The sequence below is a fragment of the Patulibacter sp. genome (assembly GCF_030655195.1).
In the GTDB taxonomy this organism is placed as follows: domain Bacteria; phylum Actinomycetota; class Thermoleophilia; order Solirubrobacterales; family Solirubrobacteraceae; genus Patulibacter.
The window spans coordinates 1-18,646 of sequence record NZ_JAURWA010000030.1 but is presented as its reverse complement, the minus strand read 5'-3'; the positions used below and the strand labels follow the sequence as shown (position 1 = coordinate 18,646).

The window sequence follows — 18,646 nt, the reverse complement described above, 5'->3', positions numbered from 1 at the left end:
CCGCTCAGCGCCGGTCGGCCGCGACGTCGACGGCGACCGTGTCCCGGTCCCAGCCGGCGCCGGGTCGCAGGCGGATCACCCGCGGCTGCCGGCGCGTGCACCCGGCACGCGGCTCGTCCGGCGGGGCGATCACCCAGACGCGGACGGTGCGCGACGCCGCGCCGCGCGGCCCGAGCTGCACGTGGTCGAGGCGGTCGCAGTCGGCCATCCGACCGAGTCCGCCGATCTCGAGGACATCGTCCCGGAGGCGCAACGTCCCCCAGCGGACCGTGATCAGCCGCGGTCGCCGGCCCCCCGGGACCGGCGTCCGGGTCGTGGCCGTCGCGACGACGTCGCCAGGGCGCACCGACGCGGGCCGGGCGGGCGTCTGCGCGGTGACGGGCCGGTCCGCCCGGTGCCCCGCGCGCAGGACCGCGGTCCGCCCCGACTGCCGGACGACGTCGTAGCGCCGCCCGTACTCGGACCGGAACCCCGAGGCGCCCAGCCGCAGGGGCGCGGCCGACGCGGGCAGGCCGACGAGACTCGGGGTGTGCAGGCGCGTCGGGGCGGCGGGGGCGGTCCCGGCGGTCGTCCGTGCCCGGGTCCCGGGGGGCGGCGCGGCCGTCCGCGACCCGGCGGTCGGCGTCCCGGCGGTCGACGACGTCAGGCCGGCGATCGGTGCCACCGTGCTCGTCGGGGCCGGGCCGGCGGACGTCGCCGTCAGGTCGGCGGCCGGCGCCCCCGCGGTCGTCGGTACCGATCCCGCGGCCGGCACCGCCGCGGACGGCTGCGTCTGGCCGGCGGTCGGTGCCGCCGCGGTCGTCGACGTCGGCTCCCGTCCGGCGGCCGACGGCGCGCCCGCAACATCGGTGGGCGCGGGGCCCGTCGTCGCCTCGCCGGTCGCGACCCCCGGCACCACCGCTGCGTCGCGCGCGGCGTCGACCTCCGGTCCGACGACGTCCTCCGACGTGTCCAGCCCGCAGCCGGTCGCGACCAGCGCCAGGGTCGCGGCCACCACGGCCGTGGGGAGGAGGTGAGGAACGTGCATGCAGAAGGGCCCGGGGCGCAGGCGGGAGGGCCCGTGGGCACGGGCGGACCCGGCGACCGCCGGGCGGCGACCCGCCACGGTACGACGTGGACCGGACCGAGCGTCCTGGAGACCCGACCGGGGCGGCATGTCGCCGGGTGCTTCCAGGCCCGGAACCGACAGGCGGCAGCACGCTGCGCCGGTGACGCGCGGGCGTCGGCCCCGGTGGCCGACCCACACCGGTCACCAGGCGCCGTGTTCCCAGAACGCGCGCCCCGGCATCGCGTCCTTGGAACACGACGCTCGCCGCGGGGCCCACGCACGCCGGGTTCCAGAAAGGCGCGCCCCAGCATCACGTCCTTGGAACACGACGCTCGCCGCGGGGACCACACACGCCGGGTTCCAGAAAGACGCGCCCCGGCATCGCATTCTTGGAACACGAGCCCGCCCGACCCCCGGTGCCCGCATCACCCGCGCCGCGTTCCCCAGAACGTGCACCCAGGCAACGTATCCCGGAACACGGCGACACCCGGCACCCCCGTCCCGCCCCCACGAGCGCCCGCCACGGCCCGCCGCCCCACGCCGCCCACCGCCCCACCGAACCCCCGCATCGCCCGTCCCCCGCGTCCCGGGCTCCCCGATCGGGAACATGGGGTCACGATGCCCGACTCCTCCTCCGCCTCGCCCCAGCGTCCCGAGAACCGGGTCCTCGTGCTCTTCGGGGCCACCGGCGACCTGGCCAAGCGCAAGCTCTACCCCGGGTTCTTCCACCTGATGCTGGCCGGGCTGATGCCGGAGGACTTCCGGATCATCGGCTCGGGCCGCCACTCCCCCGGCAGCGACGACGAGTTCCGCGACAAGATCCACTCCGCGCTGGAGGAGTTCGGTCGCAAGGAGCTCACGGACGAGCGGTGGAAGGAGTTCTCCGAGCGGATCTCGTTCGTCGTCTCCTCCGCCGACGACGGCGAGGACCTCGCCGAGGCCGTGAAGGCCGCCGAGGAGGAGATCGACGCGCAGGGCGAGCGGCTCGTCTACCTCTCCGTCCCGCCGTCGGCGATGGGCGACATGGTCGGGATGCTCGGCAAGACCGGGATCGCGAAGGACGCGGCGCTCGTGATCGAGAAGCCGTTCGGGCACGACGTGCAGTCCGCCAAGGACCTCAACGCCGCGCTGCACGAGACGCTCGACGAGGACCAGATCTACCGGATCGACCACTTCCTCGGGAAGGAGGCGGCGCAGAACATCCTGGCGTTCCGCTTCGCCAACGGGCTGTTCGAGCCGATCTGGAACCGCGACCGCATCGCCTACGTGCAGATCGACGTGCCGGAGAAGCTGACGATCGAGGGCCGCGCGTCGTTCTACGAGGGCACGGGCGCGTTCCGCGACATGATCGTCACGCACCTGCTGCAGCTGCTCGGCTTCGTGGCGCTCGAGCCGCCGGTCGCGCTGACCGCCGACGCGCTGCACGCCGAGCGCACGAAGCTCTTCCAGGCGCTCCGTCCGCTGGACCCGGACAGGGTCGTCCTGGGCCAGTACGAGGGCTACCGCGACGAGGAGGACGTCGCCGACGACTCCGACGTCGAGACGTTCGTCGCCCTCGAGGCCCACGTCGACAACTGGCGCTGGCAGGGCGTGCCGTTCTACCTGCGCACCGGCAAGGCGCTGGCGGAGGGCCGGCGCACCGTGACCGTCGGGTTCCGCGAGCCGCCGATGCGGATGTTCCCGCTCTACGGCGACGCCGGTGAGGACGACGGGTTCCCCGGCGGCGACGCGGCCGACGGCACCGCCACCGACGACGGAGGCCGCGGCGGGGTCGACCGCCAGCACCGCGCACGACCGAACGAGGTCGTCTTCGAGCTGTCGGAGGAGCCGACCGTCTCGATCGAGCTGCTCGCGAAGGTCCCCGGCCCGACGATGGAGCTCGCCGGCGCGGCGCTGCGCCTGGACATCGACCAGGACTTCTACGGCCAACACGGCCTCGAGGCCTACGAGCGCCTCCTGCACGACGTGATGAAGGGCGACCACACGCTCTTCACCAAGGCCGAGGAGATCGAGCGCCTGTGGGAGGTCTGCGCCCCGGCGCTGGACGCCGCCGGTGAGGAGGGCCGCTCGCCCCTCCCCTACGCCAAGGGCTCCTGGGGTCCGGACGAGGCGATCGAGCTGCCGCGCCCCCGCGGCTGGCGCCTGCCGGACGCGGGCTCCGACGCGTGAGCGCCCGCCCCGGGGCGGCGCACCCGTCCCTGGCGATCGCCGACCACGGCCTGATCGGCGACCTGCGCACCGCCGCGCTCGTCGGGACGGACGCCACCATCGACTGGTTCTGCCCGGGGCGCTTCGACGCCCCGAGCGTGTTCGGGTCGCTGCTGGACCCCGACGCCGGCTGCTGGCGGATGTGGCCGACCTGCGACGTGTCGAGCACCGGGCAGTTCTACTTCCCGGACTCCAACGTCCTGATCACCCGGTTCCTGACCGAGAACGGCGTCGTCGAGGTGCAGGACTTCATGCCGCTGCACCGCTCGACGGGCGGCGGCGGATCGAGCGCGACGGACGAGGACGGGCGCAGCGTCGAGCACCGCCAGCGGATCGTCCGACGGGTCGTCTGCGTCCGCGGGCAGATGTCGCTGGCGACGACGATCGCCCCGCGGTTCGACTATGCCCGCGGCACCCACGAGGTGCGGGCGGACGAGCACGGCGCCCGCTTCTCCGACGGCGACCTGGAGCTGGCGCTGGGGTCGAGCGTGCCGCTGGAGCTCGGCGACCGCGACGCCTCCGCCGAGTTCTCGCTGGAGGAGGGCGACGAGGCGACCTTCGTGCTGCACGTCGTCGAGCGCGAGGGCACCGACGGGTCCGACGGAGGCGGCGAGGGCGGGACGTCGGACCGCCCGGTCGCCCATCGCCCGGAGAACGCCGAGCGGCTGTTCCGGCACACCGTCGACTACTGGCGCGACTGGCTCGAGAGCTCGACCTACACCGGGCGCTGGCGCGAGATGATCCACCGCTCGGCGCTGACCCTGAAGCTGCTGACGTACGAGCCGACGGGCGCGATCATCGCCGCGCCGACCGCCGCGCTGCCGGAGGAGCTCGGGGGCGAGCGCAACTGGGACTACCGCTACGTCTGGATGCGCGACGCCGCGTTCACGATCTACGCGCTGATCCGCCTGGGCTTCACCGCCGAGGCCGACGCGTTCATGGGCTGGCTGGCGGACCGCTTCCGCGCCACGGACGGCGTGGCCGACGAGGACCTGCCGGAGTCCGGGCCGCTGCAGACGATGTACCGGATCGACGGCGACCCCGAGATGGACGAGGAGGAGCTCGACCACCTGGAGGGCTACGCCGGATCGACCCCGGTGCGGATCGGCAACGGCGCCGCGACGCAGCTGCAGCTCGACATCTACGGCGAGCTCATCGACTCCGTCTACCTGTTCGACAAGTACGGCACCCCGGTCTCGTGGGAGACCTGGCTCGACCTCACGCGCGTGGTCGAGTGGGTCTGCGACCACTGGGACCAGCCCGACGAGGGGATCTGGGAGACCCGCGGCGGTCGACAGGACCACGTCTTCTCGCGCCTGATGTGCTGGGTCGCGATCGAGCGGATGGTCCGGATGGCCCGCCAGCGCGGGCTGCCGGCCGACCTCGAGCGGTGGACGTCGGTCCGCGACGAGATCTACCGCCAGGTGATGGACCGGGGCTTCAAGCAGGACAAGGGCGAGCACGGCGCCTTCGTGCAGCACTACGCCGACGGGGTCCTCGACGCCTCGGTGCTGCTGATGCCGATGGTCAAGTTCTGCTCGCCGACGGACCCGCGGTTCCTCTCGACGCTCGGGGCGATCGAGGAGCACCTCGTGTCCGACAGCCTCGTGCATCGCTACGACCCGGAGGCCTCGCCCGACGGCGCGGAGGGCAGCGAGGGCACGTTCTCGATCTGCTCCTTCTGGTACGTCGAGGCCCTCACCCGGGCGGGTCGCCTCGAGGACGCCCGGCTGGCGCTGGAGAAGATGTTCACCTACGCCAACCACATCGGCCTGTACGCCGAGGAGGTCAGCCTGACGGGCGAGCAGCTGGGCAACTTCCCCCAGGCGTTCACCCACTTCAGCCTGATCAGCGCGGCCTACAACCTGGACCGCGCGATGGGGTGAGGGGTGGCGGCGCGGGCCGGGATCAGCGGGCTTCTGATCCGCAGGTCGATCAAGGTGGCCCGGTGGCGGCGATGCTCCGAACCGCCGGCGCCCTACGCGCGACCGAGCAGCTCGTCCAGCCGGCCGCTCTGCTCCAGGGCGACCAGGTCGTCGCAGCCACCCACGTGCTCGCCGTCGATCACGATCTGCGGCACGGTCGTGTGCTCGGCGCCGAAGCGCTCGACGAGCGGTCGCCGACCGCCGGGCAGGAACAGCCAGATCCGTTCCCGCCGGTAGGCGACGCCCTTGCTCTTCAGGAGCTTCTCGGCGCGAACGCAGTACGGACACGTCCGGGCCGCATAGACCGTCACTTCGGCGTGCGCACTCATCGAAGACCGAGTCTCGCAGACGTCCGCAGGGCCGCCGGGCAGGTGACCCACGGCCGCCCGGCCCGTCGCAGCGGGGGCCGGGCGGTCGTCGGCCGGCGTCAGCGGCGCTTCTTGACCCCGCGGACGGCGACCGTCTTGGTGACCTTCTGGGTCTTCTTCGCGCCCTTGGGCAGGAAGGAGGCCGTCAGGCGCAGCCGCACCGTGCGGCCGGACGCGACCCGGCGCCGGACCGACGCGGTCAGCGGCGCGACGACCGTCGCGCTGGTGGCCGAGCGAATCGTCCGCCTCGTGGTGCGCAGCCCCCGGCCCGACACCGTCAGGCGACCGGCGCCGACGTTGGCGTAGGAGAACTTCACCCGCGTCGGGCTGGTGTTCATCGCTGCGCGGAGGCCGCACTGCGGCGTCATGACCGTCAGGCCCCGCTCGTTGCGCGCCCCGTTGTGCCCGTCGAAGCGGACCTTCGCCCGGCGGTCGGCGGTGCACGGATCGTCCACCGCGGTGAGGATGCCGTTCTCGCCCCCGTCGATCTCGAGGTGGAAGTCCTCGATCGGCACGTCCGGCACCTTCGGGAACGTGGTGATCAGGCGACCGGTCGAGTCGACCGAGGTGTCGGCCCGCAGGTCGAGCGAGACGCCGTCGCCGCTGAGCTTCAGCAGCAGCTTGGGCAGCGTCTTGACGACCTTGCCCGACGCCGTCGTCCTCGTGCCCTCCACGAAGTAGATCGGCCCGCCGATCGGCTCGTGCAGCGCCCGCGTACGGGCCGACGCCCGACCGACGATCGACGCGGCCGGGCAGGCGCCGGCGGCGTCCTGCGCCGGGGTGCACAGCGCCTTGGCGTTCTCGGGCTTCAGCGACGAGAGCAGCGGCAGCGTGACCTGCACCGACTTCATCGATGCCTGGCCGAAGGTCTGCCCGAGGTCGGCGGTCAGCTTGGGGTTGCCGCCCTTCTTCAGGTCCTTCGAGCCCGAGAGGTCGAGCTTCAGCGACGGCGCCAGCTTGAGGTTCGCGCAGCCGTCCGCCTGGTAGCGGACCGACGGCTTCGCGACTCCGCCGCCCGTGCCGGTCAGGGTGCTGCCGATCGCCTGGGCGTTGCAGTTCGTCGCGTTGAAGATGAAGTTCTGGCGGTCCAGGGTGACCGAGACCGACCGGAGCTTCAGCGGCACGCCACCGACGACCGTCGGCAGCGGATCGACCGGGGTCGACACCTTGCCGTTCGCGGCGTCGACGTTCAGCGGCGCGCGGACCACGACGAGCCCGAGGTCGAGCGGGCCGGCCTTGGCGGGCACCGCGATCGACAGCGAGAACGGCGCCCCCTTGTACGGACCGCCGAGCGAGACGGTGCCCGGCAGCGAGAACGGCTTGGGGCCGGAGCCGGCCTGCACCGTGGTCGAGCCGACCCGCGACGCGGCACCGCACGTGCCGGCCGCGGCCTGCGCCTCGGCGCACACCGGGACGCTGCCCAGGTCACCGAGCAGCCCCGAGGGCAGATCGAGCGCGACCTGCGAGAGCTCCTGCTCGCCGTCACCGCGGGTGATCGTCGTGGTGAACGGCGAGTACGCACCGGCCAGCGGCGAGAGCGTCCCGGCCGTGAAGGACGGGTTGAACGCCCCGGTCGGGCAGCCCTGGTCGATCACGAACGAGCTGTCCGAGGTGACCGTCTGCCCGGCCCACGAGGTGATCGTGGCGCGCGTGGTCTTCGTGCCGCAGGTGGTGGGGTTGACGAGAGGGGCACGGGGGCCGCCGTCGAAGCGCAGGTTCAGCGCGCTGAATGGCAGCTCCGGGTTGCCGGCGAACGAGGCCGTTAGCTGCCCGGTCTGCGGGTTCGCGCTGATCCGGCCGAGGAGCTTGATCCGGACGCCGTGGCCCTCGGCGACGACGAACACCCGGTACATGTCGCCCGAGGCCGGGTCGTTCGACTTCTGCGTCCCGAGGTACACGGAGCCCGTGAGGGGCGACTCGACGATCGGGCTCGCCACCGAGACGGAACCGATCTTCGACGCGTCGGGGCAGGCCGCCGCGTTGCGGGTGCCGCGCCCGAGCTGCTCGTCCGAGCACGCGGCCAGGCCGTTCGCGGCGGAGGGCGAGATCGCCGTGCCTTCGGGCAGCGCCACGGTCACGTCCCTGACGTGCGGGGTGGCGCGCTCGTCGGCGCCGCTGGTCTGCGGGACGTTCAGGTCGAACGCGTAGCCGGCCGGCTGGCCCGCGGCGCGGGTGTCGGGCGTGGCGCCGAAGGTCGGCGCGAACGGCACCTCGCCGCAGCCGGTGAAGCCGATCGGCGTCGACTGGCGGCGCGACACGACGTCCGGGGCGCCCCACGTGGTGATCCGCATCTCGGCCGGACGGGCGACGTCGCAGCGGGTGCCGTTGACCATGAAGGGCTTCAGGCTGCGGGTCGCCGGCGGGTCGCAGGGCTTCGCGTCCTGGCTCGTCGCCGGGTCGGGGCAGAGGCGCTGATCGTCGTTGGCCGCCGCGGACGGCGTGCCCCACAGGACGAGGTTCGCCCCGACGATGTTCAGCGAGTTCGGGACGTCCCGGATCTCCGCGGTGATCCCCTGGTCGCCGTCCTCGCGGGTGCGCAGGTGGACCTGGAGGATGGCGACGCCGTTCTGGACGGGGATGGCGAGCCGGGCGGGCTGGCCGGGCCCACGCTGCATGTTGTAGACGGGGTCCCGGGACAGCTCCACGCCGTTGGAGCCGTCCTCGTAGCTCTGCTGCTGGATCCGCGTCTCGATGAAGCCGACCTGGGCGGCGGGGTCGCAGAGGCCGCGCGACGAGTCACGCAGCTGGGCGGTCGTGCAGGTGGGCGTCGCGAGCGGATCTCCGAGCAGGCCGGCCGGCAGGTCGAGGTCGAGATCGCGGAGCTCCCCGTTGGGATAGGTCAGCGAGTCGAACGGGAAGCCGAAGTCCGGAGACGCCGGGAAGTCCGTCGTGGCGATGTCGAAGTCGACGTCCACGTCGCTGTGGGCGCCGGCGACCAGGGACGACGGCTGCACCGACACGCTCGCGAGGTCGTCTCCCGCCGCCGAGGCCGTGCCGGCGGTGCAGGTGAAGAGGACCGAGGCCGCCACGGCGACCGTGGCCCCCCGGATCGCGTTGCGGATGTTCGTGTGACGACGCACGGCGGTCACCGGGCCTTCCGGACGATGGTGAAGGTGACGCGGCGCGTGGGCGCCCCGGACTGGGTGGTGGTGAGCGTCACGCGCAGGCGCCCCAGGCGACGCAGCTCGCGGCGTCCCGCCGCGTTGAGCTTCACGCGGATGCTCGACGTCCCGACGCGGGCTCGCCGCGAGGCGGATGCGACCGTGCGCGTCCGTCTTGCGATGCGCGCCGTCGCCCGCAGGCGGACGGTCCCGGCGGTCGTCACCCGGACGCGCACGGACGCGGTCCGACCGGCGGCGAGGGCGCGGCGCGCGGTCGCCGACGGGGTCGTGACCACGACCCGCGGGACGGGCTCTGCCCGGGGGGCCGGAGCGTTGCCGACGGTGGCGGGGACCGTGCTTCCCGGGGCAGGCGGGGTGGGGCCGCCTGCAGCCGCAGGGCGACAGGCGTCCCCGGCACACGGCGGCGCCAGGGCAGCGGGGGGCGGGAACCCGCCGCCCCGGCGGGCCACGTAGATGGCGTGGCTGTCGTCCTGCGCATCGGGCGTGAGCCGTTGCGCGGTGAGCGCGAACGCCGAGTCGCCGGTGCGGGTCGTTCCCAGCGCGTCGGACCTCGTGGCGTCGAGTGCCGCGAGCGTGCCGATCGAGCCGTCCTGCCAGAGGTAGGCCGCCACGGGTGCCTGACCGCTCAGGTCGGTCGAGTCGGGGCCCGTGAAGGGGCTGCTCGACGTGAAGGCGACCGTTCGGCCGTCGTCCGACACCGCGGTCACGCCGCGGGTGACGGCACCGGGCGGACCGAACGCGCCGAAGGCCCCGGACCCCGGGAGCCGGGCCGGTCGCGGCTCGCGCCCGTCCGCACCGGCGCAGCTGAGGCACGTGACGTCGACGGCGGAGGCCCCGACGACGCCGCGGTAGAGCGCCCCGCCGCGGCCCGTCGTGACCGGGTCGGCCGGAACCCTCCTGGTGTTCTGGAAGACGAAGGTCGAGCCGTCGTAGGACGTCGCGAACCGCGTGAGGGAGTACAGGGAGCCTACGGCGACGTCGGGCGTCGCACGAACCGCCACGCGCGTCCCCGACCGGTCGGAGACCCAGAGGTCCGTCGCCGTGCCGTTGCGCAGCGAGAAGAAGACGCGGCTGCCGTCCGGGGAGACGATCGCGTCGCCCGCCACCGCGCCGCCGAGCCCGCAGCTCACGCACGTCCTGACGGCCGGCTCACCGCCGGCCGGGGCGTCCCACCGGTAGAGGTCGTTCGAGCGGTCGTCGGGGTCGGAGGCGGCGATGGCGGTCGTCGTCGCGAAGTACGCGCGTGCGCCGTCCGGCGAGGCCCCGAAGAAGGTCGCGTCGCGCGGCGTCGCCCCCGCGCGGGGCGCGGAGATCTCCGCCGGACCGTCGTCGCCGGTGGACCAGACCTGGCTCGGTTCCCCCGCGCAGGCCCCACCACCCACGGTCTGCGCCGGCGACGGGCTCTGAACGAACGCGGTCCTGCCGTCCGCCGACAGCGCGTTGGTCGCGAACCCCCGCGAGCCGCCCGCGGTGTTGAAGTCGTACGTCTCGCCCGGCATCGAGACCCCGCAGGCACTCAGCGGGAGACCCGAGGCGTCGACCCCGATGGCCGACTGCGTGCCGTCGGCGCGCCACCGGTAGACCTGGAAGCGTCGCGCCTCGGGGACTCCCGCCTCGTCGCCGAGTCCCGTCGGGGCCTTCGTTGCCGAGTACGCGACGGTGCTCCCGTCGGCCGACATGCCGCCGAACGCGATGCTCTCGGCCTCGCCGGGCGGGGCCTTCGACGGGTCCCCGATGTCGTCCAGCACCGTGAAGTCCCCGCCGGGGCCGCGGTGGATGAGCTGCTGGGGAACGGTGATGGTCGGGCCCGTCGTGAACTGTCCGTTCTTCCGGAACAGCACGAGGCTCGCGCCGTCGAGGCTCGTGGCCTCGGGCTGGTAGGTCGCGCCTGACGGCGCGGTCGGCGGCAGGAGCGGCTCGCTCGTCCAGCCGGTGCTCGTGCGACGAGAGAGCGCCAGCGCGGACAGGCCGCCAGGCGATGCCGCGCCGTGCGGCGACGGAGCCACCGGTCCTCCCGAGATGACCGTGTCGTCGTCGACCGGACGGAAGAACTGCCCCCCGTAGTCCTTCACGCCGTCGTCGTTCGTGTCGACCGGGGTGACCCGCTCGAACGCCCGGCCCGGCGGGGCGTCGGCGGCGGTCGCGACGGCGGGCGGGCCGACGGCGACCCCGGCCGCGAGGGCGAGGCCCAGGGCGGTCGCGGCGCGGCGGCGGCGCGGTGATTCGGAGGTGCGGGACGTGCGGGACATGGGGTCCTTCCGGGCGGGAGGCGGCTGGTGACGGGACGGCGCCGGGTGACGGGACGGCGCGTGCCGGGCGGTGCGTCGCAGGGCGCCGCCCGGCCCACCGACGGGACTCGCGCCCCGTCGGACGACCGTGTGGTCCGCCGACGCGCGCGCCGGCCGGACCCGTTGGGGACTAGGGGTTGAGCCAGAGGTTGTTCGCCGCGGAGACGGGGGCGCCACCGACCGACGTGAGGACGTTCTCCTGGGTGACCGCCGCGGTGGCGGGCAGGAACGGGCAGCCCGAGCCGGACTTCGTCAGCGAGCCGGCGGCGGCCAGGCTGATCTTGGAGCCGTCCGTCTGGTTCGTCTCCGAGACGCCGGTCGTCAGCGTGCCCGTGTAGGTGGCCGGGGTCGCCGTCGCCGTGCCGCAGCGGACGGTCACGTTGACGTTCTGGACCTCGCCGGCGAACGGGCTCGTCGTGCCGCTCGTCGGGACGACGGACCACGGCGACGCGGCGGACGCGTTGACCGTCACGAAGACGTTCTGCGAGCCGACCTTGCAGCCGGTGTAGCTGCCGCCCGTGACGTCGAGCTGGGAGCTGGTGCCCGAGCCGCCCGTGACGCCGTTGAGGGTCGACGCCGTGCAGGACGCGACGTTCGCGCCCGTGGCGGCGTTCTGGAAGCTCAGCGCGCCACCCGCGCTCGAGAACGACGTGCCGACCGGGACGGCTGCGCCGCCGGCGGACGAGGTGATGGAGTAGGCGGACGCGGCGGTGGCGGTGCCCGCCAGGCCGAGGGTGGCGGCCGTGGCGATGACGGCGGCCTTGTGCTTGAGGTTCATGCTCTCGTATCCTCGATCGGTGTTCTGGAGCGGCCCGGCGGGTCGCTCTCGTCATGTGGTCCGGGAGGCGTTGCAGCGCCGTCGGACCGGGAAGCTCTCGGCGGGGCGGCCTCGGCCGCCCCGTCCTCGTTCTCGGGCTCGCGCCCGTCCTGCCGGCCGCGTCCGGCTCGCGCCGTCGCGACCGGGGCGGTCCGGCTAGTTGCCGGACTCGCTGTCGACGACGCGCGAGGCGCTGCCGAGCTTGGCGTCGCCGGTGAAGCGCGCGACGCTCTGGCCGGCCGTCGTCGGCAGGCCGATCTTCAGGTCGACGACCGGGTCGATGGCCCAGGAGAACGCCCCGCCGCAGCCCTTGGCCTTCGGGGCGGTGAAGGTGTTGTCGACGAGCGTGAGACCGGTGTTGACGAGCAGGTTGGCGTCGTCGAGGAAGTCGATCGATCCGAGCGTGCCGCTGATCGGCGCGACGCCGGCGGGCGGGGCCGTCGTGCCGTTGGTCAGCCGGATGGTGATCGGGCTCGCGGCGGACCCGACGTAGCAGTTGGACCCGAGGAAGGCGTTCTCCAGCTTGACCCGGATCGGCAGCGTCACGCCCACGCCCTCGGCGTTGGCGTAGTTGGCGAAGTTGAAGCCGACGGGCCCGACGAGCTCGGCCGTGGCCTTCACGCCGTTGGCGGTGTCGATCGCCTTCTGCAGGGCGCCGCGGACGGGCTGCGGGACGCTCGGCGGGATGGTGATGCCGAGCAGGCCGCCCGGCACGTCGAGCGCCGTCTTCTCGAGGGTCTGCCCGTTCTTCGCGCCGTAGAAGACGTTCTGGCCGGTGATCTCGTCGCCGATGTCGATGCCGCCCTGCAGGCGGATCCGCTTGGTGATCGGCACGTCCTGGTTGCCGAGCTTGATGTTGCCGCTCGTCGTGTCGGAGACGATGCACGTCACGACGGCCGCGTTGCCCGTCGGGCACTGGTCGAAGTCGGCGTACTGCCCGGTCGGCGCGGCGCTCGCGGGGGCGGCGGCGACGGCCAGTGCGGACACGCCGGCGACGGCGATCGAGCCGAGCGCGGCACGCCGCGTACGGCGACCGGGGCGCCGCTTCGGGAACGATGAAACGGCGCCGGACGGCAGGGGGAACGACATGGAGGGGGCTCCTGGGGGCTAGGGGGACAACCGAGGCCGATGTGCAACACACATGTGCACTGAACCGGCTGGCGCCACGCTAACCAGCCTGTGTGACCCTTGTCAAACCCCACGTTCGTGGGGGGTCCCGGAACATGGTCGGGGGAGGCTCCGACCGGCCGTTTCGGGCCAGCGGCCGTGGACGGCCGTCCGGGACGCGACACCCGCCGCATCCCCAGTCGGAATGGGCCTTCCGGGGCCCCTGACCCCGCTGCGGCCCTCGCGGTGAACGGCGATACCGCCGTCGCCGGACAGGCGCAGTCTGGACGTTCGTTGTCGTGTACGCGCAACACCGTTCGCCTCGGCACCCCGGGCAGCGAGGCGTCGGCGGACGCCGGATCCGGACGGTGGGGAGGCCGCGACGACGGGCGTCGCGGGCCGCCACGGATCGGCTCCCCGGGTCAGTCGGCGCTGACCTGCACGCGGAAGCGGTCGCGCTTCTCGTGCAGGTCCCACAGCAGCCCGGCGAGGACGTCGGGGTCCTTCTCGGGGTCGCCCTCCTCGATCCGGCCGCCGATGATCAGCTGCGAGACCTGGATGCCCTCCTCGCCGAGGACCTCGTTGAGAAGCTGGGCGTAGGCGGCCTGGCCGGCGAACGCGACGCTCGTGCCGGTGACGTTGCGGCCCGGCTTGACGGCCGATCCGCCGTTGACGAAGAGGATCGTGCCGCGGTTCTCGCCCGGCAGGAACCGCATGCCCGGGACGACCGCGTGGACGGCGGCGACGGGACCGTAGATCGAGAACTCGACCGGGCCGACGAGGTCCTTCGGCGTCGTCTCGAGCACGGGCCGCATGAAGTCCTTCTGCGGCAGCGGGCTGTACTGGAGGACCTCGATCGGGCCGAGCGTCTCCGTCGCCTGCTCGAGCGCCGCGGCGATCGAGTCGGGGTCGCGCACGTCGGCGGCGAAGCCCTTGGCGGTCAGGCCCTCGGAGGACAGGTCGGCGGCGAGGCCGTCAGCCCGCTCCTGGCTGCGGGAGATGAGGGCGACGGAGAGCCCCTCCTTGCCGAAGCGGCGGGCGACGGCCGCCCCAAGCCCGCGTCCGGCACCGATGATCGCGATGGTGGTCATGACCAACCATTGCCCGCGCAACCGGCGTCGGACACGCGGCCGAGCCGGGGAGGGATCCCTCCCCGGCTCGTACCGCGCGATTGGACCGCTACTTCTTCTTCGCCGTCCTGCAGACGGTGCTGACCACCGGAGCGCGCGTCGGCGCCTTCTTGCCGCTGTGGGCGGCGAAGCGGGCGCTGGCCCTGGGCTTCGGGCCCTTCGTGCACAGGTCCCGGGTCAGCGCGATGATGCCGTGCTTGCCGCCGTCGACGTTCAGCGTGAACGATCGCAGCGGCTGGTCGGGGATGGACGCGAACGTCGTCACAAGACGGCCGTGGTTGACCGCCGTCGTGGCGTCGAGGTCGATCGACGCCTGCCCGCGCAGCTGCACGTGCAGCGTCGGGAGGGTCGCGACGACCTTGCCCGCCGCGGTGGTCCGCTCACCCTTGACGAAGTAGACCGGGCCGTTCAGCGGCCGGTCGAGGATCGTCGTCGTCGCCGACGCGGAGCCCACGATCGAGGCCTTCGGGCACGCGTTCTTCGCCGCGGCGGCCTTGGCGCACAGCGCCTGGGCGTTGGAGGCCGCGAGCGCCAGGGTCTTGGGCAGCGCGACCTGCGCGCTGCGGATGCCGGCCTCCGACTCGAACTGCGTGATCTTCGCGGTCAGCCGCGGGTTCCTCCCCTTCTTGACCTGCGTCCGGTTGGACAGACCGACGGTGATCTTCGGCCGGAACGGCAGGTCCTTGCAGCCCGAGAACGTCAGGCCCGGGGCCTTCACCGACGTGGCACCGCCGGCGCCGGTGAGGGTCGACGTGACGCCCGCCGTCCCGCAGGACGTCGGGTTGCGCAGCAGGTTCTTGCGGTTGACGTCGAGGGTGAGGTTGCGCAGGCGCAGCGGGATGCCCTCGACGATCTGCGGCAGCGGGTCGCTGTCGATCGTGACCTGCGCGGTCTTCGGATCGATGCGCAGGGCCTGGCGGACGACGACGTTGCCGAGGTCGTAGGGGCCGGCGAGGGCGCGGATGATCGCGACGGAGCCGAAGTCGCCGCCGTTGTGCCCGTCGGTCAGGTAGACCGCACCGGTCAGCGGGAACGGTGCGGAGCCCGGACCGGCGAGCGTCGACACGGAGCCGATGCGCGAGCTCTCCGGGCACGCGGCCGCCGCCACCTGGGCGTCGGTGCAGTGCGCGATGCCCTTGACCTTGGCCGTCATGCCGACCGGGAGGGCGATCTTCAGACCCGAGAGGGTCGGCTGGCCGTCGGGACGCGAGAAGGCGAACGCCGCGGGGCTGTAGGTCCCGGACCGCCCGCTCGCGACCGCCGCGGTGGCGTCGGGTGCGAACGCCGCGCCGGTGCAGCCGCTCACCGGCACGGAGCCGGAGACCGTCGACGCGGTCGGCCGCGAGAACGGCGTGAGAGCCGCGGACCCGGCGAGGTCACCGCAGGCCGGGGGGCTGGCGAGGATCGCCTTCGGGCCGCCCGAGAACGACAGGCGAAGCTCGGAGAACGGCAGCTGCGGGTTGTCGGCGAACGTCGCGCTGACCCGGCCGGTGGCGGGGTCGGGGCGGACGGTGCCCTTGAGCTTGATCGTCACGCCGTGGCCCTCGGCCACGAGGAACAGCCGGTAGCGGTCGCCCGGCAGCGGCGCGCCCAGGAACACGGAGCCCGTCAGCGGGCTGTCGACGATCGGCGAGCTGATCGACGCGGTGCCGACCTTCGACGCGGCCGGGCAGCTGACGGCGCTGTCGGTGCCCTGACCGAGCTGCTCGTCGGAGCAGACGCCGATCGTGCTCGCGGCGGAGGGCGAGATCGAGAAGCCCTCCGGCAGGGTCACGGTCGCGTCCTTGATCTGGGCGGAGCCGCGCTCGCTCGTGCCCGACGACTGCGGGACCTTCAGCGAGACGTCGAGGCCGGTCGGCGAGTCGGCACGCACCGGCTCGGACGACGAGAACGCCACCGACGGCGAGAACGGGACGGAATCGCAGCCGAGCGCGCCGTAGGGCGTGTCGAACGCGCCGTCCGTCGTCTGGCCGTCGAACGCCCGGACGCGGACCGTGGTGCGGAGCTTGCCGGCGCAGAGGGTCGGGTTCGTGAGGAACGTGGCGGTGCGGTCCAGGCCGCTCATGTCCTTGCCGTCGTTGCTCGGCCCGAGGACGACGTCGATGTTCGGCGCCTCCGTCAGCGTCTTGCCGCGGTCCTCGTCGTGCGTCGCCAGCCCGGGGGTGCCCCAGAACGTGAGCTTGGAGCGCAGCAGCGGCAGGCTCTCCGGCGACTTGATCGTGAAGTAGAGGCCGTTGTCGGACGGGCGGACGCCGCCGACGATGTCGACCCGGGACTTGTCGCCCTCGAGGGCCGGGGACGCCGGGGCCTGGCCCGGCAGGAACGCGAAGCGCCCGACCTGGCCGGCGCCGCGGGTCATGTTGTAGACGGGCAGCTGCACGCGCATCGTCTGGCGCGCCGGCGTGCCCGGGAAGATGTCCGCGAAGAGCGGCACGTCGCCCCGGACGGTCAGGTTGATGAAGCCGACCTGCGAGCCGACGGGGCAGGCGTCGGCCTCGGCGAGGGGCTCGCCGCTGCCGTAGGCGACCTGGGCGTCGAGCTGCGCGTTGGTGCAGGTCGGGAACCCGGCGGGGTTCGGGACGAGGCCGGCGGGGATGTCCACGCGGATCTCGTCCGCGACCGCGGAGGGCTCGGAGTCCGGGCCGCCGTCCTTCGACGCGATCGAGAAGTCGACGATCGCCGTGTCGGGGTGCTCGCCGGCCAGGTCGGCGTAGTGCGGCCCGTCGGGACCGTCGTCGGGTGCCGGTGGCCGGAGGACGGTGCCCTCGAAGGCGGACAGGCCGAACGCCGGGTCGGGCGCGGCGGCGGCGACGCCGGTCTGCAGGCCGAGCGCGGGGAGCGCGAGTGCGGCGACGACGAGCAGCCGTGGGAGGACCGACGTCCGTGGGACGTCGCGTCGGGGACCAGCTGGGAACACGTGGACCTTCTGTGATCAGGGGACGGGGTGAAGCGTCGAGCAGGCTAGATCGGCCCCCCTCCGTCCACCAGGGCCATCCGTCCAGTGCACACGTGGACACCGCCGTTCGGTGCACGAGTGGACACCGTTACGGCTCCGTGACCACCGGGCCTTGCGGGTCGTCGGACATCATTCGTCCAGGGCCACGCCGATCGGGGTGATGCGGGCATGATCCGCCCATGCCGCACGTGAACCTCGACGAGGTCGTCCCCGAGGCCGACGCCACCGACCCCGAGGGCTTCCGGGCCCTGATGGCGCGCGTCGGCGGTCGCCTGGGTGCGACCGAGAGCGGGGCCAGCCTCTACGTCCTGCCACCGGGCCAGTCGACCGCGCCGTACCACTACGAGTACGGCGAGGAGGAGTGGCTGCTGGTGCTCACGGGCCGTCCGACGATCCGCACGCCGGAGGGCTCGGCGGCACACGCGCCGATGGACCTCGTCTTCTTCCCGAAGGGTCCCGCCGGCGCGCACCGGGTCACGAACGACACCGCCGACGAGGTCCGGGTCCTCATGTGGTCGACGGTGGGCGTCCCCTCCGCCAGCGCCTACCCGGACTCGGGCAAGATCGCGGTCCACACGGGCGTCGCCGGCGAGGACGTGATGGTCCGGCGGACCAGCGCCGTCGACTACTGGGACGGCGAGGCCGGGGCGGGCGACTGACCCTGCGCCAGGCGGCAGGCGCGCCAGCCCGGCCGGCCTCGGACCCACGCCGGGCGGCGGGGCCGGACCGGGGCGGGGCGGGGCGGGCCAGGCCGGGGCGACCGACCTACGCCGGGCGGCGGTGCCCGATCACCCGCGGCTCGACGCCAGGGAGCAGGCGCCAGTCCTCCCCGACCTCGTCCGAGCGGTGGAAGGGGATCGGCTCGGCGGTGCGCCAGTCCCGGATCCGTCCGTCGAGCTCGTCGAGGATCCCGGCGCGCGCGTCGTCGTCGACGAACGCCACCGCGTTGGCGACCAGCGCCGGCAGGACGGTGAAGCCGGTGTAGGCGAGGACGCCGTTCTGCAGCGGCCAGAGCACGATCTCGACGTCGCCCATGAGCCCGTCGGGCTCGAGCATCCCCGGCCAGGCGTTGGTCGTCGTCACGATCATCGCCCGCTTGCCGGCGAAGCCGCCGTTCTCGTAGCGCCGGGCGCTGCCGTAGGCGACCTCCTTGACGAACGTGCGGTCGATCCAGCCCTTCATGATCGCCGGCACCGAGAACCACCAGAGCGGGAAGACGAGGACCACCAGGTCGGCCCGCCGCAGCTTCTCGACCTCGACCGCGACGTCGTCCGGGAGCGTGTCGCCGCGGACCGCGTGCTGCTGCTCGCGGTCGTACCAGAGGCGGTCGGGGAACCGGCGGTCGCGGAAGTCCTCGCCGCGCGCCACCGGGTCGAACCCCATCTCGTAGAGGTCGGACACCTCGACCTCGACGCCCTGCGCCTCCAGCCCGGCGACGATCCGGTCGCGCATCGACGCCCCGAACGAGGTGGGCTCCGGGTTGGCGAAGACGACCAGCGCGCGCTCGGGCTCCGCCGCCCCCTCCGCGGCGGTCGACGAGGCGGCGGGGACGGCGTCGCTGTCGGTCATGGACACAGTGTCTCGTACCGGCGTCCGGGCGGAGCGTCGGTGTCCGGGGCGACGGGACGGAGGGGCGGGGCGGGCGGGGCGGGCGGGGGCGGGCGGGGCGGGGGCGGC

12 protein-coding genes are annotated in these 18,646 nt (G+C 73.6%); 3 read left to right on the top strand and 9 right to left on the bottom strand.

Translation table 11 applies throughout. The features are described from left to right. Positions 1-4 precede the first annotated feature (4 nt). Positions 5-1,027, bottom strand: a complete 1,023-nt coding sequence (locus Q7T67_RS03240; protein ID WP_304785939.1) for a hypothetical protein — start codon at positions 1,025-1,027, stop codon at positions 5-7. Positions 1,028-1,666: 639 nt separating this feature from the next. Between Q7T67_RS03240 and Q7T67_RS03235 the strand changes: the two genes are divergently transcribed. Together Q7T67_RS03235 and Q7T67_RS03230 are read left to right on the top strand one after the other, a co-directional pair. Next, a complete protein-coding gene (locus tag Q7T67_RS03235; protein WP_304785937.1) occupies positions 1,667-3,217 on the top strand; it encodes a glucose-6-phosphate dehydrogenase in 1,551 nt (516 codons plus the stop codon). Then, on the top strand, positions 3,214-5,142 hold the full coding sequence (locus Q7T67_RS03230; protein ID WP_304785935.1) for a glycoside hydrolase family 15 protein: 1,929 nt from the start codon (positions 3,214-3,216) through the stop codon (positions 5,140-5,142). Before Q7T67_RS03235 ends, Q7T67_RS03230 begins: the two co-directional genes overlap by 4 nt. A gap of 92 nt (positions 5,143-5,234) precedes the next feature. Here Q7T67_RS03230 and Q7T67_RS03225 read toward each other — a convergent pair whose 3' ends face one another. The 7 genes from Q7T67_RS03225 to Q7T67_RS03195 all read right to left on the bottom strand — a co-directional run bounded on the left by Q7T67_RS03225 (position 5,235) and on the right by Q7T67_RS03195 (position 16,930). Next, on the bottom strand, positions 5,235-5,510 hold the full coding sequence (locus tag Q7T67_RS03225) for a glutaredoxin domain-containing protein (protein ID WP_304785933.1): 276 nt from the start codon (positions 5,508-5,510) through the stop codon (positions 5,235-5,237). A 98-nt stretch (positions 5,511-5,608) separates the two neighbouring features. Then, positions 5,609-8,638, bottom strand: a complete 3,030-nt coding sequence (locus tag Q7T67_RS03220) for a hypothetical protein (protein WP_304785931.1) — start codon at positions 8,636-8,638, stop codon at positions 5,609-5,611. Beyond that, a complete protein-coding gene (locus Q7T67_RS03215; RefSeq protein WP_304785929.1) occupies positions 8,635-10,920 on the bottom strand; it encodes a hypothetical protein in 2,286 nt (761 codons plus the stop codon). The genes Q7T67_RS03220 and Q7T67_RS03215 overlap by 4 nt, the downstream gene beginning before the upstream one ends. Before the next feature lie 169 nt (positions 10,921-11,089). Further along, positions 11,090-11,737: a hypothetical protein gene (locus Q7T67_RS03210; protein WP_304785927.1), complete on the bottom strand. Its 648-nt coding sequence runs from the start codon at positions 11,735-11,737 to the stop codon at positions 11,090-11,092. 195 nt (positions 11,738-11,932) lie between these two features. Then, entirely contained in the window at positions 11,933-12,865 is a 933-nt protein-coding gene (locus Q7T67_RS03205) for a hypothetical protein (RefSeq protein ID WP_304785925.1), read from the bottom strand. Positions 12,866-13,305: 440 nt separating this feature from the next. Beyond that, a complete protein-coding gene (locus Q7T67_RS03200; protein ID WP_304785922.1) occupies positions 13,306-13,974 on the bottom strand; it encodes an SDR family NAD(P)-dependent oxidoreductase in 669 nt (222 codons plus the stop codon). Positions 13,975-14,062: 88 nt separating this feature from the next. After that, the gene (locus Q7T67_RS03195; RefSeq protein ID WP_304785921.1) at positions 14,063-16,930 is read right to left on the bottom strand and encodes a hypothetical protein; all 2,868 of its coding nucleotides are present in this window, start codon (positions 16,928-16,930) and stop codon (positions 14,063-14,065) included. Between the two features lie 218 nt (positions 16,931-17,148). On the opposite strand from Q7T67_RS03195, the gene Q7T67_RS03190 reads away from it, so the two are divergent. Continuing rightward, positions 17,149-17,628 (top strand): cupin domain-containing protein, encoded by a 480-nt coding sequence (locus tag Q7T67_RS03190; RefSeq protein ID WP_304785919.1) that lies wholly within the window; start codon positions 17,149-17,151, stop codon positions 17,626-17,628. 106 nt (positions 17,629-17,734) lie between these two features. Here Q7T67_RS03190 and Q7T67_RS03185 read toward each other — a convergent pair whose 3' ends face one another. After that, entirely contained in the window at positions 17,735-18,538 is an 804-nt protein-coding gene (locus tag Q7T67_RS03185; protein ID WP_304785917.1) for an NAD(P)H-dependent oxidoreductase, read from the bottom strand. Between the last annotated feature and the right edge of the window lie 108 nt (positions 18,539-18,646).